The organism is Halalkalibacterium halodurans (genome assembly GCF_005671335.1).
GTDB lineage: Bacteria > Bacillota > Bacilli > Bacillales > Bacillaceae_D > Halalkalibacterium > Halalkalibacterium halodurans.
This window is the reverse complement of the sequence record NZ_CP040441.1, coordinates 3559757-3575631: the sequence shown is the minus strand read 5'-3', so window position 1 is coordinate 3575631 and position 15875 is coordinate 3559757. Positions and strand designations below refer to the sequence as shown.

Genomic DNA, 15875 nt, shown 5'->3' with positions numbered 1-15875 from the left:
ATAGAGGTGGGGAAAGAATGGAAGAGCGAAGCATTCTCATTGTAGATGATGAAAAGGCGATTGTGAAAATGCTCGAAACCGTTTTGCGCAAGGAAGGGTTTTCGACGATCTATACTGCATATAACGCAGAAGAAGCTTTTCATTACGTAAAAAACTATACATTGGACGTGATTTTGCTTGATGTTATGTTGCCAGATCGGAGCGGATTTGACCTTTGTCCACAAATTCGAGGGTTAACGCAAGCATACATTTTATTTTTAACCGCAAAAGTTTCAGATTTAGACAAGCTGACTGGCTTTGCGATTGGCGCTGATGACTATGTAACGAAGCCATTTAACCCATTGGAAATTGTGGCGCGGATTAACGCACGATTAAGGCGAGAGGTCAATAGTGTTGCAAAAGAACAGGTGGCTACAACCTCGATGACTAAGGGAATCTTTACGTTTGATCGATTTACGGTGAACGAATTAGCCGGTGAACTTTTAGTTGATGGACGGAAGGTCCCTTGTCCGGCTCAAGTTTTTTTATTGCTATGCTACTTTTGTAAGCATCCAAATCGTATTTTATCGAAGGAGCAATTGTTAGAAGCTGTTTGGGGAATGGACAGCTTTGTCGATGACAACACAGTTATGGTTCATATTAGACGAATTCGAGAAAGAATCGAAATCGATCCGAGCCACCCACGTTATCTTGTAACGGTTCGAGGCCTAGGCTACAAGCTAGTGAAGGAGCCTGAGGCATGAGTTCGATCAAGCGGCGCATCGCCTTGCAGTTCTCATTTCAATTTATTGTTTTTTGTTTAATCGGCATGATTACCTTTTGCATCGTTATTTTTCTAATTTTAGATATATTAACGAAAGAAGAGTTAAAGCGAAACTTTACCGTTGGTGCTCTTGATCTGATTGTGACAGAGACCGTCATTTTGGATGGGGAAATCAGCTTTAATTCGCTTTGGGAGCAAGAGCTAGAGAACCATCATATGTGGCTACAAATACTTGATGAAAAGGGAACGGTCATCTACACAGTGAACGGTGAAGATGATTTGCCATCTAAGTATACCTTCACTGAATTATTACAAATCGAAGAAAGGCAACAATATAAGGATTATTTTATTACACGTCAGCTAGACTCTTCCTATGATACACCGTACCTCTTCCTGTTAGGATTTAAAAATGACCACCAAGAGCTACTCCATGATTGGAGGACGTTGTATAACGATCAAGGACTTGTTGGAGAGGCGTATGTTCAAGAGGTTGAAAGCCAGCTTTCTAAGCTACGCGGTTCCTTGATTATATTCAATGAAGTAGGAGATGTTATGCAAACGCTCGGTCAAGCAATTCATGAGCGAGTCGATCCCGTGTCAATTTTAGCGAGAAAGATCGAGCCTGGTAGCGAGACATTGTCAATCGACCGTGATGAAGTGACCGATTATACGTGGGTTTTAACAACTGCGCGGGATACGAACCCAAGTGCGTCAAGTTCATATATTCAAGTAGTGATCATTACGCTAAGCGTTGTTGGCGCCTTTGTCCTCTTATTAGGAGTTGCTTTTACGTCATGGCACGCTTTTCGTTACGGGCAGCCATTACTTTTGTTTGTCGGTTGGCTAGAAAAGTTAGAAGCAGGAAACTATGACGACCTGCTCATGGAACAAGAAAAGCAGAAGATTCTCAATCATCGCGGAAAGGTGCGTATGAGGTATCGTCTCTACGAAGCAGTTATTACAGCGTTTTACTCTGTTGCACAAAAACTAAAGCATTCAGAGAATGAAAAAAAACGGCTAGAAAAAGTTCGAGAAGAATGGCTTGCAGCAATGTCGCATGATTTACGGACGCCGCTATCCTCTATACAGGGATACGGACAGTTGCTTGAAAGTGGACAGTATCAATGGTCAGAAGAAGAGCTTCAAGAGATGGGCGAGGTCATTAGTGAAAAAGGCGCCTATATGCTTCAGCTTATCAAAGACTTTTCGCTCACGTTTGAGCTCAAGAACCGAGATTTTACTCATACGTTTACTAAGGTCGATCTCGCGGATTTAGCTGAACGCACAGTTTTGAAGTTTCGCCACGATGCGACCTTAAAAGAAGCGGTGTTTGCATTTGAAATCAAAGGTGAGAAGCCAACACACTTGTACGGAAACAGTCGTTTCCTTGAGCGATTGCTGGATAATTTACTTATCAATGCAATCAATCATAATCCCGTCGGTACACATATAGCAGTATCCGTCGAACAGCGATTAGACCAATTAAGGTTGTGTGTAGTGGATAATGGTGTAGGGATGGATGAGGAAACGCGGGCAAATTTATTTGAGCGCTACTATCGCGGAACCAATACAGAGGAGAGAACAGATGGATCGGGCCTTGGCATGAGCATTGCCAAAGCGATTGTGGACGTTCATAAAGGGACGATTGATGTTCAGTCGTCACATCAAAATGGAACGAAAATCACGATTCATTTTCCGTTAGACAGCCAAGATGTTTCAGAAACTGACCGTGTGTCTTAAACATTTCGTAAAAGCAGGACGAGTAGGAATTGTTTCCCCTCGTCCTTTTTCATTATTTGGAAGTCAACTTTCTAAAATCGATAGCTTTCATCATCCAAGGCTTGCAGCAGTGAGGTGCGTTTTCTACTGATCGTTTTAATCATCATCAAAGTCTTCATCCTCATGAGCGAATGAATGGGCTAAACGACTGGACGCGGCGGCAGCGATTGCACCTACAATATCATCTAAAAAAGTATGGCACTGACCATTTGATTTGTCATTAAGGTCTTTCAAAATACCTGGTTTTTGTTTGTCAATATAACCATAATTAGTAAATCCGATAGACCCATAGATGTTGACGATCGAAAGGGCGATGATTTCATCGATTCCGTATAGACCTTCATCTCGTCTCACCATGTTGGCTAACGGTTCTTCTAACGCATTTTTTTCAGCAAGCACATCAATTTGAATCCCAGTTAATATAGCATTTTGCACTTCTCGCTTTTTCAGGACACGCTCTACATTTTCTTTGCAAACCGATAACTTCAAATCAGAGTGGTACGGGCCTTGTAAAAAATGAACTAATTCAGCAATATCATCAACCGTTACCCCGCGCTGCTTTAACCATTCCAGGGCTTTGCGTTCAACCACGTTATCACGTTTCATTCTGTCACCTCTCCATTGCTTAACGAATTGGTCAAGCTCTTTGCTTTGTTTAGTCTACGAGCGAAGAACACTTTTTATGCGAATGGGTCATAGACTATGTTATGAACTGGTACGTGAGGGAGTGATTCCATGTTTGAACGAAACGTGTATGACTCATTTCAGCTTTATTGTGATTCACGGTTTCGAACGGGGCGGTTTCAAGGATTCTATGCACAGGGTCAGCCGTATTTACTCGTGCCTCGGGAGCAGATTGAGCCTGATGAAGAAGCCGCCATATTGGAGATGGGGGAGTACTTACAACGGGCTGGTGATGGAACAGTACTAAAATTAATTAAGGCAAAAACTGGACCGCTGCACGCTAAAATTGACGGGCAAGATGTCTACCTATTTCAAATTCCCTATGAATATGAACGATTTGGAATGCTGCAAACAGACGAGGACATTGGCCGGCACTTAGCGACGTTTCATCAGGCAGGTGCGCAGTATGTAGGCACGGCTTATCAGAAGGGGGCCTATGGTAAGTGGCCGCAATTGTGGGAAAAACGATTGGAGCAGTTAGAGGAATGGCACCAACGGTTATTGGCACAAGGACCGAGGACACTTGTGGATGAGCAGTTTTTGTTTACGTTTCCTTACTATTTGGGGATGACGGAAAATGCTATTCAGTTTGCCGTGGATGCTCATTACGATGAAGGTGGAATCGAACGTGAGCGAGGGACTATTTGCCATAAACGATTTCATAACGATACATGGATTCGCCTTGAAAATGGAAGATTAAAGGTACCGACTGAATTTGTGTACGACCATCCGAGCCGAGATTTAGCGGAATGGCTCCGCTCAAAAGAATTAGAGATCGCACGTCCTGAAGATCGTGCCCTGGCGATTCAATCCTTTTTGCATGCGTATGGACAGCACGCTCCATTATCTCGTCTTTGCCGGCGATTCATTTTTGCTCGGTTGCTTTTTCCTGTTCACTATTTCCAAACCATTGAAGACTACTATTCCTGTCAAATCGAAGAAAAACGTCGCACGCTTGAAAAAGAGGTGTTGCACTTATTTGAAAAAGAGACTACCCACGAACAATTTTTACGAATGGTTCAACAACAATTGTTTCCAAATCCTCATGAGCTACCGATGGTCGATTGGCTTTTGGCAGAGCCTCTTCCAACTCCCTTTGCCACCCGTTAAGCGAAGGGAGTTTTTAGCAAGGGAATGCAGGGGACAAGCCTGTAGAGCATCGCAGTGGAAAGATGGGTGTGAAAGGTTAAGAAAAATCAAATTTTTCCCTTGTCATGGAAAAAGAAGAACGTTATAATGTCCTTTATAGGTAAACATTTGTTTTTATTAAAAGAACATGATCACCTGTGGTATGGTTAGGAGTGGAGAGAATGAGCGAGGTCTTGAAGGTAGGCCTATTAGGGCTTGGGACGGTTGGCAGTGGTGTGGTGAAACTGATTGAAAATCACCAACAAGAGCTTAGGCATCAAATTGGCTTGCCTGTTCAAGTCGAAAAGGTACTTGTTCGTGATCGATCGAAAGCTCGAGATGTAGTCCTCTCAGAGGAGTCGGTAACGCTTTACGGAGAAGAGATTGTAGAGAATGCTAACATTGATGTTGTCATAGAGGTCATGGGCGGCATTACGTTAGCGAAGGAATATATTGTACGTGCCCTTAAGAACGGAAAGCACGTCGTAACGGCAAACAAAGATTTAATGGCTGTTCACGGAGCAGAGCTTTTATCTCTTGCTGCAGAGAACGGCTGTGATTTGTTTTATGAGGCGAGCGTAGCTGGAGGGATTCCAATCATTCGCAGTTTAACGGATGGTCTTGCAGCTGATCGGATTACGAAAATGATGGGGATTGTGAATGGAACAACAAATTACATCCTAACGAAAATGACAAAAGAAGGCCTAGACTATGAAGAAGTGCTCGCACAAGCACAAGCGTTAGGATTTGCTGAGAGTGATCCGACGGCTGATGTAGAAGGATTGGATGCGGCGCGGAAAATGGCGATCCTTGCTACACTTGGGTTTTCGATGGATGTGGAGCTAGATGATGTGGTCGTTCGTGGGATCTCGTCGGTGACAAAAACGGACTTAGAATATTGTGAACAGCTTGGCTACACGATGAAGCTGATCGGCTTAGCAGACCGAGATGGGAATCGCGTGGAAGTGAGCGTCCAACCGACATTGCTTCCAAAGGAGCACCCTTTAGCTGCTGTGAACGATGAATATAATGCGGTTTATGTCTATGGGGAAGCTGTAGGTGAGACGATGTTTTATGGGCCAGGAGCAGGGTCATTGCCAACCGCAACAGCGGTCGTGTCAGATCTTGTTTCCGTTTTAAAAAATATGCGATATCGCGTAAACGGTCATCGCGGCGCGAAGCCGCTACACAAGAAGACGTTAAAAGCAGACAATGAAGTGTTTGCGAAATACTTTTTTCGCTTAAAAGTATTAGATAAAGCGGGGACATTCTCAGCGATTACATCTCTTTTTGCTGAAAAGGATGTAAGCTTTGAGAAATTACTTCAGCTTCCGATTAAAGGGGAGGCAGCAGCAGAAATTATCATCATTACGCACACGACGGACAAGGAAACGTACGAGTATTTGCATCGCACACTTGCAGCCCTTGATGTCGTTCAATCGGTAGAAAGCAGCTACCGAGTAGAGGGAGGAAAATAAGATGAGTCAGTGGAGAGGCTTACTACAAGAATATAAAGAATTTTTACCAGTAACAGAAGAAACCCCATTACTTACTCTAGGGGAAGGAAATACACCTTTAATTCCGTTGGAGAACCTTTCAAAGGAATGGGGAGTCAAAGCGTACGTCAAGTACGAAGGCGCCAATCCAACGGGTTCCTTTAAAGATCGTGGAATGGTCATGGCGGTTGCTAAAGCCAAAGAAGAAGGCAGTCAAACGATCATTTGCGCCTCAACAGGAAATACGTCGGCAGCCGCTGCTGCTTACGGTGCTCGTGCAGGGTTACGTTGCATCGTCGTGATTCCAGAAGGGAAAATCGCCCTCGGAAAGCTGGCGCAGGCGGTTATGTATGGAGCGGAAGTGTTAGAGATTAAAGGGAACTTTGATCATGCCCTTGATATCGTCCGTTCCATTAGCGAAAAAGAACCGATTACCCTCGTAAACTCTGTGAATCCTTATCGAATCGAAGGCCAAAAAACATCCGCATTTGAAATCTGTGACGCCCTCGGGCAAGCACCTGATGTGCTCGCGATTCCTGTAGGAAATGCTGGGAACATTACAGCCTACTGGAAAGGCTTTAAAGAATACCACGAGAAGAAAGGGACTGGACTCCCGCAAATGCGCGGATTTGAAGCGGAAGGTGCTGCAGCCATCGTCCGCAATCAAGTGATTGAAGAGCCAGAAACCATTGCAACCGCCATTCGCATTGGGAATCCAGCGAGCTGGACCTATGCAGTAGAGGCGGCTGCCGAATCAAACGGGAAAATCGATGAGGTAACAGACGATGAAATCTTGGGAGCCTATCAGTTATTAGCGCAAAAAGAAGGTGTGTTCGCTGAGCCTGCATCATGTGCTTCCATCGCTGGTCTAAAAAAACAGATTGCATCAGGAGAAATAAAAAAAGGAAGTACCGTCGTTTGTGTGTTAACAGGAAACGGTTTGAAAGATCCAAATACGGCTATGAGCACAATTGACGTCAATCCTGCCGTCTTGCCAAATGATGAACAGGCATTCTTGGATCATATTAAAGGAGGCGTTCCTAAATGACCCTCCCCTTCCAGATTACCGTTCCTGGAAGCTCCGCCAACTTAGGGCCAGGGTTTGATTCGGTTGGTCTTGCCGTCAACCGTTATTTGACGCTCACTGTGGCGGAAGGGAGCGAATGGCACTTTTCGACTCAGTCAGCGGATCTTGTTGGAATTCCATCAGGCAAAGAGAATCTCGTTTACCAAGTGGCTGAGCATGTGGCATCAAAGCTTGAGAAAACTCTTCCGCCTTGCCATGTGCAAATGAAGAGCAACATCCCATTAGCCCGTGGACTTGGGAGCAGTGCCGCAGCGATTGTAGCAGGAATTGAACTAGCCAATCAACTGTTAGGTCAGCCGTTAGCTGCCGAAGATAAAGTGCGGTTTGGGAGTCTGTGGGAAGGTCATCCAGATAACATTGCCCCATCCGTCTATGGTGGACTGGTCATTGGGACCCATTTATCGACAGAAACCCATGTCATTCATGGAGGTGTGCCAGACCTTGATTTAGTCCTTCTCGTGCCAAAGGAGGAGTTACTAACAAAAAAAGCTCGTGGCATCTTACCAGAGTCCTTGAGCTATAAGGAAGCGGTCCGTGGGAGCAGTGTCAGCAACGTATTAGTGGCAGCCTTATTAAAGGAAAATTGGGAGATGGTTGGTGAAATGATGGTGCGCGATGTGTTCCACCACCCTTATCGCCTAGGGTTAGTCCCTCATTTACAAGAGGTGATCCGATACGTAAAAGAGGAGACAGAGGCTTATGGGGCAGCACTTAGTGGTGCTGGGCCGACCATGCTCTGCCTTTCGCCAAAAGGAAGAGGCGATTGGGTTCAAAAGCAGTTGCAAAAACAGTACCCTCAGTTCGAGGTAGACGTCCTAAAGCCAGATGATCAAGGAATTCAGGTTCATCGCGTCTTGTCCAATCAACAACAGCTACCGATCGGATAAAAATGAAGCCATCTCATGCACAGAGGTGGCTTTTCTTTTGTGAAAAATTAAATAGATGCTGGTAAGTCAATAAAGGAGAGGCACTTTTTTTAAGCACTACACTTCTTTTTAGTGCATTCAGTCGACTGTTGAGTAGATACTTTACCAAATTGGATGGAACAAGGCTAAATCTATCGATATGTTTAAATTGGAGATTTGTGGCTGCTACATTCGAGATAAAGCCAATAAATATAAGACAATTAGATGGGCAGGATAGAAAATATAGAAAAAATATTTCAAACCAACCCCTCTACTACCGTTGTAGAGCAATAAAAATGGGAGTGCAAAAATCATCATCCATTGATATCCTGCAAAAGGGAAAAAATAGGTATGAATGACTGGATTTGAATAGCCGTTTAACTTTAAAGAAAGTATGTAAAAGCAGAAGGAGAATGAACTATATAAAATGATTAGGCCAGTTCGATTAGAGATCGTAAGGTAAAAGATTACCCCGAGAAAAACTCCTAAAAAACTTCCCTCTATAAAAAGGATATTACCAAATACTGAACCCCAAAAATAATATGTTCCTTCTAAATAATTTAGCCCTAATATCTCATATTTTTCTACTAAAATGAAACATAAAATAAGGGTGGATACTTGCCAAGTAATAAAGAAAAATAAATGTTTTGCTTTAAAGTTATCTAGTAATAATATCACTGTGGCAACCACAAATAAAGAACTGAAAAAGTTATTCCAAAGATAAAAATAGGTATGATTGAATAGCTGGTTAAGTGACATATTTACAACCGCCATACCTAATGAAAAAAAGTATATACGAATAATATATTTCCTTTTATCGGTAGTATGTTTAAGTCCGAGAACAACACAGTAGATAAAAATAGGAGCGGCTATTCTTCCAATCCAATTAAACCATTCCGGCATTTCGGGAAAGAATTGTCCGATGTGATCAATGAACATTGCACATAAAGCGATCATTTTTAGTTTCGTATTCGACATCGTTTTATCTCCTAGTGGTGAAGTCATTATATTAACTTTATACTACATAAAATTTCTATTATCAACAAGAATATATATTATATACATATAATTATAAAATTAAGAAAATATTGACAATGGGTTGTTTTTAATACATTCTCTAGTTGTGTAAAGATTCCAAATAAACTATAAAGGGGTTTTTAATTTGAGAAAAATATTGAGTTATATTAGTGCAATTGTTTTAAGTATTCTTATTACAATTGGATCAGCAGATGCCAAAGACTTAGAAGAGGTTACCGTATCAAATAACATTGATGAAAAGGAAGTTGTATCTTTGGTAAAGAGCGTTGAAGATGAAATTACTATTTTAGGTCTTTATGCACCGCCTAAAAGTGCAGTGGTTGACTTAACTAGTAGTAACTTAACTTTTGCAGGGAAAGCAGAGGTTTCTACCCTTTATACTAATAGTAATTTTAAAGGAAAGAAAAGAGTAACATATTCTATCAAAAATTCTAGTTCAAGTACTTTAACAGTAACGCTCCACAAAAAAGGTTCTCTATTCAGTCTGAGGTCATTTACAGTAAGTCCAGGCACTACAAAGACTGGGGACCTATATCCAAGTGGTAATTTAGATGCTTCTGCATTATATTATCTCAGTTTTTCAGCCCCAAGTGATTTCTCAGGAAGACTATACTAATATATCATTTACTAAGAGGATAACAGTTGTAAAAGATTTTATTCTTGGAATATGCTAATCTAGATAATAGATATAAAACGATGCTGGGATAACAGTATGTTAGTCAAAGAATAATTCGATCTATGATTCAAGAATTCGAATCAGTTCGGGTTTTTCCTTTTAGTAACTTCCTTATCATATAATTGTTCGTCTTTAGGACAGGAAGTTTAAGCTATGTCCCATCCCCGTTATGATTAAAAATGCCTTTCAATCAAGAATGAAATAATAACTTGAATATCAAATTCACAGATCCCATCGCAGCAATCCTTTCTTTACTCCTAGACAAATCGAGAATAATGGAGAAAGGAGTCTGTGTGCATTTTTTGTCCTCTTTTGTCCCCAAACATTTTATAGAGCCAAAAAAGAAAACGGAGCTCAAGACAAGAGCTCCGTACTTTTTAAGATGAAATTAAAAGACTTGTTCGATTTCTTTTACGCCTGGAACTTCCTCAAGAAGCGCGCGTTCGATACCAGCTTTTAACGTAATCGTTGAACTTGGGCAAGAGCCGCATGCACCAAGAAGGCGTACTTTTACGATACCATCTTCAACGTCAACAAGTTCAACGTCTCCTCCATCACGGAGTAAGAACGGACGAAGTTTATCTAACACTTCTTTTACTTGCTCATGCATTTCAGTGCTTGTTTCCATGTGAAAACAACTCCTTTCTTTACCTCTCATTATAATATCCATTACGCAAAAAATCCATGAATGTGCCTCAATTTTCAATGATTTAAGGCGCTAACTCTTGAGGAAAAGGGCGCTACCTTGTAAGATCAAACTAGGACAACACGTGAGGAGAGGGAAGAGCTGTGGGACAATTAATTGAAGTGACCGTGTTTGGAGCAGAAGAAAAGTGTGGCAGCTGCATACATTTACCAAGTGCGAAAGAAACGATGGAGTGGCTGGAAGCAGCGGTTAAGCGTAAGTATCCTGAGCACAATTTTCGATTTCGTTATGTGGATATTAACAAAGTGGTCGAGAAGAAGGATCAAGCTTATGCGGATGCCATTTTAAGCGATGAATATATGTATCCCCTCGTGGTTATAGAGGATGAAGTTGTAGCGGAGGGGAACCCTCGTCTGAAGGACGTATACGCGAAAATTGACGCCATGTAAAAGGTTCCATAATTAAGAAATAAACCCGTACCGCCTTTGTTAAGGTGATACGGGTTTTGGTGTAATCGATCATCCTGAATGATACTTATACATCCAAAGGACACCGCTTTTTAAGACGCGTGGGACACGACCGATCAACGTACGCTCGCCCATTAACCCGAAGCCATGCTTTTTCCCAAGGGAGCCTAGAACTCCTTTTAATTTAATACGCGGAAACTCGTCCGGAAGCGATTCATTGTTCCACCGCTTTTTAAGAACGGTGACAATTTGCTCTGCTTGCCCCTCTGCTAGCTGTGCGCTTGGAGCATGAGGCAAGCTCGCACAGTCACCAACAACAAACACATCTTCGTCTGTTGGCAAATGATGATGAGGTGTGAGTACGACCCGACCTTGTTGGTCTTTTTCCACATCAAGATTGCGAACGACGACATTTGGTTGGATTCCGGCCGTCCAAATAATCGCGTCCGATTCTATCCGTTCATCATGATTGTAGACAGCGCCTTCCTCCACCTTTGTTACATTCGACTTGTTAATAATGTCGACCCCGTGGTCAATGAACCAGTTTTGCACGTAATTGCTCAAGCGACGTGGGAACATCGAAAGGATGATGTCGCCACGGTCAAGCAGCTTGATTGTTAAATCTGGTCGGCTTTCCCGTAGTTCACTCGCCAATTCGACCCCACTTAATCCAGCCCCGACGATTGTCACAACTCCTTCTGGACGGACGTTGTTGAGCGCCTCGTACGTTCTCCGTGTGGCTTCCATGCTTTGAATGCTGTACGTATGCTCTTTTGCCCCTGGTACCCCGTGATATTTGTCTTCACAGCCAAGTCCAATAATGAGTGTGTCGTAAGTGAGCGGTTCTCCTTCTTCAAAAAGAACGGTCTTTGAAGCGAGATCGATGGAGGATACGGAACCGTACCTAGTCGATAAGCGCGGGTCTTCAGGAAAGCTCACACGCAAATGATGGTCAGATGCAGTTCCTGCCGCCAGTGCGTAATATTCTGTTTTTAAACAGTGGTACGGCAGCCTGTCTACGAGTGTAATTTCCCAATCAGACGGTAAGTCATTTGGAAGGAGGCGCTGTAAAATCCGCATACCGCCGTAGCCCCCTCCTAAAACAACAAGTTTTTTCATAGCAGAATTTCCCCTTTTCTGAATAATGGCTGATAAGCTTTCTTCTAATAAAGGCATGACTTTCGCTAGGAGCTGTGCCTTTGTCGGTGCAAGATGAGACATCTGCAATCCATAGCAAACATGGCTGTGAATAATGTGGCTCCATACGTGAATCGGAAAATCTTCGCTAAGTTCTCCGCGCTCTTTGGCCTCCTCTAAGAGCACAACCCAATGGGAAAGAATCATTTCCTCGAATTCAACCACATGCCGCCAAATTTGCACTGTCAGTTTCGGATGGGAATCGTATTCTTCAAGCAAATAGGACAAATAGGTGCGAATCTTTTTTAGAATTGGCAGCGATTGAATATGCCTCTGTTCCATATAAACGGAAACAGAGTGAAGGCGATCTTCGGCAAGAGATCTCATAATCGACTCTTTCGTAGGGAAATAATTAAAAAAAGTGCCTTTTGCCACTTGGGCCTTTGCCGTAATTTCTTGGACGGTGGTCGAATCGTACCCTTGCTCACGAAACAGAGAGAGCGCCGCCTCTTCAATGCGCTTTTTTGTTAACGCTTTCTTCGACTGTCCTTTCATATTCGGCTCCTCTCCATACCTGAACTCAGTCAAAAAATGACCACGGTCATATTCCAGTTCTGATTATAACGATAATGTGGCAAAATCACAACAATTTTTCGAAAGGTTTCTGAACAAATGACGTTTCTGAATTAAAATTGACTTCTTTGCTCGCAACGATTAGGATATCAACATAGAGAGGTGAGAAACCATGCGCCCAATTATTGAGTTTTGTTTAAGCAATTTAGCAAGCGGTACACAGAAAGCGATGGAAGAGTTAGAAAAAGATCCGAATCTTGATATTATTGAGTACGGATGTTTAAGCCATTGCGGTAGCTGTGCCAACGATAAATTTGCGCTTGTAAATGGGGAATATGTGTCCGGCGAAACCAATGAACAATTGGTGGAAAATATTTATCATTATTTGGATGAAAACCCAATGTTTTAATCGTGTAAGCAGATGCTAAAGATTAGTATCTGCTTTTCTACTGTTCTTTATCGGTAAACGGTGTATAATGACGGTAAATCACAGAAAAAAGTGGTGGACGTTATGGATGTAATCCCATTTGAAAACACATGGCCGTATGAGCGGATGTCAGGTGATATTTATTTCGATGAGTGCCCGTTTTGTGGCGAAAGGCATGTCCTAACGTCGATGAGCCTTGAGGCGTTAGAGCTTGCAAAAGAAGGTGTAAAAGTATCGATCAATCTTCCTTGTTGTCGGGGGAGATTAACAGTATTGGAAGCTGATGACGATTACTTGTGGACGAATCAAGCGTTGCGAAAGTGAGGAAGACGATGAAATTTACGAAAATGCACGGGCTTGGAAATAGTTACATTTACGTTGATTGCTTTAAAGAGACGTTAAAAGAAGAAGAGCTTCCCGCTTTAGCGGTGGCTGTTGCCGATAAAAATAAAGGAATTGGCTCTGACGGAATGATCCTCATTTGCCCCTCAGACCGTGCCCCTGTGAAAATGAGAGTCTTTAACAATGATGGTTCAGAAGCAAAAAATTGCGGAAATGGTCTTAGATGTGTCGCAAAATTTGCATTTGAACACGGGTATGTAAAGGAAACGTCCTTCGACGTGGAAACATTAGGAGGTCTCGTGAAAGCCATTGTGCATCCGAATGACAACGGGTTGGTAGACACGGTGACCGTGAATATGGGGGAGCCAAGGCTACGCCGTGCTCAAATCCCAATGCTTGGTGAAGAGGCGGCAGAAGTTGTGGCTGAACCATTTACAATTGGTGAAAGGGAATACAGATTGACCGCTGTATCGATGGGCAATCCGCACGCGATCCTGTTTGTCGATACGATTGAAGACGCTCCAGTGGAACAAGTAGGGCCGCTCTTAGAGAAGCATGAAGCTTTCCCGGATTGGGTAAACGTAGAATTTGTTCAAGTGGTTAGTCCTACAGAAATTCATTTTCGTGTTTGGGAACGGGGATCTGGTATTACTCAAGCATGTGGAACGGGGGCGTGCGCTGCCGTAGTGGCAAGCGTACTCAATGGATTTACGCAGAAAGGCAAAGAGGTCATCGTTCATTTGTTAGGCGGTGATTTAACGATCAGTTGGTTAGAAAATGGCGATGTGCTTATGACTGGTGCAGCGGAAACAATCTGTGAAGGCACGTATGTAAAAGGTTTATCATATTAGAAAATTAGAAAAGCCGATTTCCTTAAAGGATCGGCTTTTTTTTTGCAAAAGACTAATAACATGTAAAGAAAGCATAACTAGAAATGTCTAGCGCAATCTGCCAAAAATGAGGCGACTTGTCGAGAGCGCCTACGAATGCATTAGTACGGTCGCTACGTTTTTAACAATGGTTTGCGCTTTTTATAATTAATACGTCTTAATGATATTATAAAATGTATCCCGTTCGACAGGAGTTTTATTCGCGCTTTTGATTAAGTGGATCAGCTCATCACGGGTAATCCCCTGTGACGTTAATGCACCAACAGAGTGAGAAATGCGTTCCTCGATAAGGGTACCGTGAATGTCATCAGATCCGAAGGTGAGCGCCATTTGTGTCAGTTGCACGCCAATGTTAATCCAATACGCTTTAATGTGATCGATATTGTCAAGCATTAGACGACTAATGGCAATCGTGCGCATATCATCAAATGCAGAGGTGCGTCGTTTAAGTCCAGCCTTGACACTACGTGGTTGCATCGCTAATGGGATGAAGACCATGTAGCCGTTTGTCTTATCTTGAAGCTGACGAACGCGGTCCATATGGATCAAGCGCTCTTCATTCGATTCGATCGATCCATACAGCATCGTGGCATGGGTTTTTAACCCTAGCCCATGGGCAATTTCGTGAGCTTCTAGCCATTGGTCAGTTGAAGCTTTATCAGGGCTCATTTTTGCTCGGTATCGCTCGGTTAAAATTTCCGCTCCCCCGCCAGGCAGAGTATCAAGACCGGCTTTGATTAACTCTTCTAGCACTTCCTTCATACTAATTCCCGCCAAGCGTGAGAAAAATTCAATTTCTGCCCCTGTATACGCTTTAACTGTTACTTGTGGAAAATTCTTTTTTAGAGTGCGAATCGTATCCAAATAATAATCGAACGGAACATCTGTGTTATGGCCGCCGACAATGTGAAACTCGCGAATGTTATCGTTCCAGCGCTCTTCTACATAGCGTAACAGGGTTTCGCTATCCATCGTGTAAGCACCTTCTTGGCCGGGTTTGCGCTTAAATCCACAGAATGAACAGTTTGCTTCACAGACATTTGTCGGGTTGATGTACATATTTTCAATAAAGTACACATGATCGCCGTTTTTTTCACTGTTTACCTTATTGGCTAGCTGGGCTACTCCTAGCAGGTCTGAGGTTTCATATAAGTATAGACCATCCTCAATCGTTAACCGTTCACCGTGCTCTACTTTCTCTTGGATTTCCTGGAGCTTCGTATCCGTTAATATAATTCCCATCTTGCACCTCCATGACGAAAACTCGTTCTGTACTTCTATCTATTCAAACATCGCTTTCCATAACATAGGAAAAGGCATTCTCCTATTATACTATCAGAGAAAAGAGAAAAAAAGAAAGAGGATGCTATCTTTCCACCTATAAAAAAGATAAGGAGATGAATGGTCGATCGGCCGAAAAACTGTATCACTTGCCAAAAAAAACCGAATAACAGTATAATGTTAAACTGAGAGTGCGTAATTTAGCCTCTTTACATAATAAACGACTTTTTTATCCGTTAATGAAATGCAGGCATAAGGATTGCATGTACAAACAATATTGGGTAAAATATTTTATATATACAGACATTGGAAAACATTTGGTGGAGAAATAGGGGGTGAGGGATGTGTCAAGAACTTTAACAGCAGATGCCTGTATTCAGAAAATAGAATATCTGCGGGAGAAGATGATGGATGCAGCTAAGAAGTATGGGCTCAATCACCCCCTTGTGTTACAATATAGTCAGGAGTTAGACCAAGCCCATAACATTATGTTACGACTTGATGGAAAGAATATAGATTATTGGGAATCCCATTCATTATAATCGTTTATGAGCAG

17 protein-coding genes and 1 pseudogene are annotated in these 15875 nt (G+C 42.5%); 12 read left to right on the top strand and 6 right to left on the bottom strand.

Annotated features, from left to right (window positions below; all coding sequences use genetic code 11):
• Positions 1-17: 17 nt before the first annotated feature.
• Together FED51_RS17470 and FED51_RS17465 are read left to right on the top strand one after the other, a co-directional pair.
• Positions 18-743, top strand: coding sequence for a response regulator transcription factor (locus tag FED51_RS17470; RefSeq protein WP_053430354.1), 726 nt, complete (start codon positions 18-20; stop codon positions 741-743).
• Positions 740-2503, top strand: a complete 1764-nt coding sequence (locus FED51_RS17465) for a sensor histidine kinase (RefSeq protein ID WP_053430355.1) — start codon at positions 740-742, stop codon at positions 2501-2503. Before FED51_RS17470 ends, FED51_RS17465 begins: the two co-directional genes overlap by 4 nt.
• 135 nt (positions 2504-2638) lie before the next feature.
• Here the strand turns inward: FED51_RS17465 and FED51_RS17460 are convergent, their stop codons facing one another.
• The gene (locus FED51_RS17460; protein WP_053430356.1) at positions 2639-3148 is read right to left on the bottom strand and encodes a phosphatidylglycerophosphatase A family protein; all 510 of its coding nucleotides are present in this window, start codon (positions 3146-3148) and stop codon (positions 2639-2641) included.
• Positions 3149-3277: 129 nt separating this feature from the next.
• Between FED51_RS17460 and yutH the strand changes: the two genes are divergently transcribed.
• The 4 genes from yutH to thrB all read left to right on the top strand — a co-directional run bounded on the left by yutH (position 3278) and on the right by thrB (position 7824).
• The gene (gene yutH / locus FED51_RS17455; protein WP_053430357.1) at positions 3278-4336 is read left to right on the top strand and encodes a spore coat putative kinase YutH; all 1059 of its coding nucleotides are present in this window, start codon (positions 3278-3280) and stop codon (positions 4334-4336) included.
• 200 nt (positions 4337-4536) lie between these two features.
• Positions 4537-5832, top strand: a complete 1296-nt coding sequence (locus FED51_RS17450) for a homoserine dehydrogenase (RefSeq protein WP_053430358.1) — start codon at positions 4537-4539, stop codon at positions 5830-5832.
• Position 5833: 1 nt separating this feature from the next.
• Positions 5834-6898, top strand: a complete 1065-nt coding sequence (gene thrC, locus FED51_RS17445) for a threonine synthase (protein WP_053430359.1) — start codon at positions 5834-5836, stop codon at positions 6896-6898.
• The gene (gene thrB / locus FED51_RS17440; RefSeq protein ID WP_053430360.1) at positions 6895-7824 is read left to right on the top strand and encodes a homoserine kinase; all 930 of its coding nucleotides are present in this window, start codon (positions 6895-6897) and stop codon (positions 7822-7824) included. Before thrC ends, thrB begins: the two co-directional genes overlap by 4 nt.
• Before the next feature lie 204 nt (positions 7825-8028).
• On the opposite strand, the gene FED51_RS17435 is transcribed toward thrB, so the two are convergent.
• Positions 8029-8820, bottom strand: a complete 792-nt coding sequence (locus FED51_RS17435) for a TraX family protein (protein ID WP_053430361.1) — start codon at positions 8818-8820, stop codon at positions 8029-8031.
• 184 nt (positions 8821-9004) lie between these two features.
• Between FED51_RS17435 and FED51_RS17430 the strand changes: the two genes are divergently transcribed.
• Entirely contained in the window at positions 9005-9496 is a 492-nt protein-coding gene (locus tag FED51_RS17430; RefSeq protein ID WP_053430362.1) for a hypothetical protein, read from the top strand.
• A 448-nt stretch (positions 9497-9944) separates the two neighbouring features.
• Here FED51_RS17430 and FED51_RS17425 read toward each other — a convergent pair whose 3' ends face one another.
• Positions 9945-10184 (bottom strand): NifU family protein, encoded by a 240-nt coding sequence (locus FED51_RS17425; RefSeq protein WP_010899557.1) that lies wholly within the window; start codon positions 10182-10184, stop codon positions 9945-9947.
• Between the two features lie 161 nt (positions 10185-10345).
• On the opposite strand from FED51_RS17425, the gene FED51_RS17420 reads away from it, so the two are divergent.
• Positions 10346-10651: a YuzD family protein gene (locus FED51_RS17420; RefSeq protein ID WP_053430363.1), complete on the top strand. Its 306-nt coding sequence runs from the start codon at positions 10346-10348 to the stop codon at positions 10649-10651.
• Positions 10652-10720: 69 nt separating this feature from the next.
• On the opposite strand, the gene FED51_RS17415 is transcribed toward FED51_RS17420, so the two are convergent.
• Together FED51_RS17415 and FED51_RS21450 are read right to left on the bottom strand one after the other, a co-directional pair.
• On the bottom strand, positions 10721-11788 hold the full coding sequence (locus FED51_RS17415) for an NAD(P)/FAD-dependent oxidoreductase (protein ID WP_041821812.1): 1068 nt from the start codon (positions 11786-11788) through the stop codon (positions 10721-10723).
• 411 nt (positions 11789-12199) lie between these two features.
• Positions 12200-12361: pseudogene (locus tag FED51_RS21450) on the bottom strand (TetR/AcrR family transcriptional regulator); the annotation flags it as partial.
• Positions 12362-12551: 190 nt separating this feature from the next.
• On the opposite strand from FED51_RS21450, the gene FED51_RS17410 reads away from it, so the two are divergent.
• The 3 genes from FED51_RS17410 (at position 12552) to dapF (ending at position 13999) form a co-directional block, all read left to right on the top strand.
• The gene (locus FED51_RS17410) at positions 12552-12788 is read left to right on the top strand and encodes a YuzB family protein (RefSeq protein WP_010899554.1); all 237 of its coding nucleotides are present in this window, start codon (positions 12552-12554) and stop codon (positions 12786-12788) included.
• A 102-nt stretch (positions 12789-12890) separates the two neighbouring features.
• Positions 12891-13130 carry a hypothetical protein gene (locus tag FED51_RS17405; protein WP_053430364.1) on the top strand — a complete coding sequence of 80 codons (240 nt, stop codon included), beginning with the start codon at positions 12891-12893 and terminating at the stop codon, positions 13128-13130.
• Positions 13131-13138: 8 nt separating this feature from the next.
• The gene (gene dapF / locus FED51_RS17400; RefSeq protein ID WP_053430365.1) at positions 13139-13999 is read left to right on the top strand and encodes a diaminopimelate epimerase; all 861 of its coding nucleotides are present in this window, start codon (positions 13139-13141) and stop codon (positions 13997-13999) included.
• 186 nt (positions 14000-14185) lie between these two features.
• Here the strand turns inward: dapF and mqnE are convergent, their stop codons facing one another.
• Entirely contained in the window at positions 14186-15280 is a 1095-nt protein-coding gene (gene mqnE, locus FED51_RS17395) for an aminofutalosine synthase MqnE (protein WP_053430366.1), read from the bottom strand.
• Between the two features lie 374 nt (positions 15281-15654).
• On the opposite strand from mqnE, the gene FED51_RS17390 reads away from it, so the two are divergent.
• Positions 15655-15861, top strand: coding sequence for an aspartyl-phosphate phosphatase Spo0E family protein (locus FED51_RS17390; RefSeq protein ID WP_233443847.1), 207 nt, complete (start codon positions 15655-15657; stop codon positions 15859-15861).
• Positions 15862-15875: the final 14 nt, after the last annotated feature.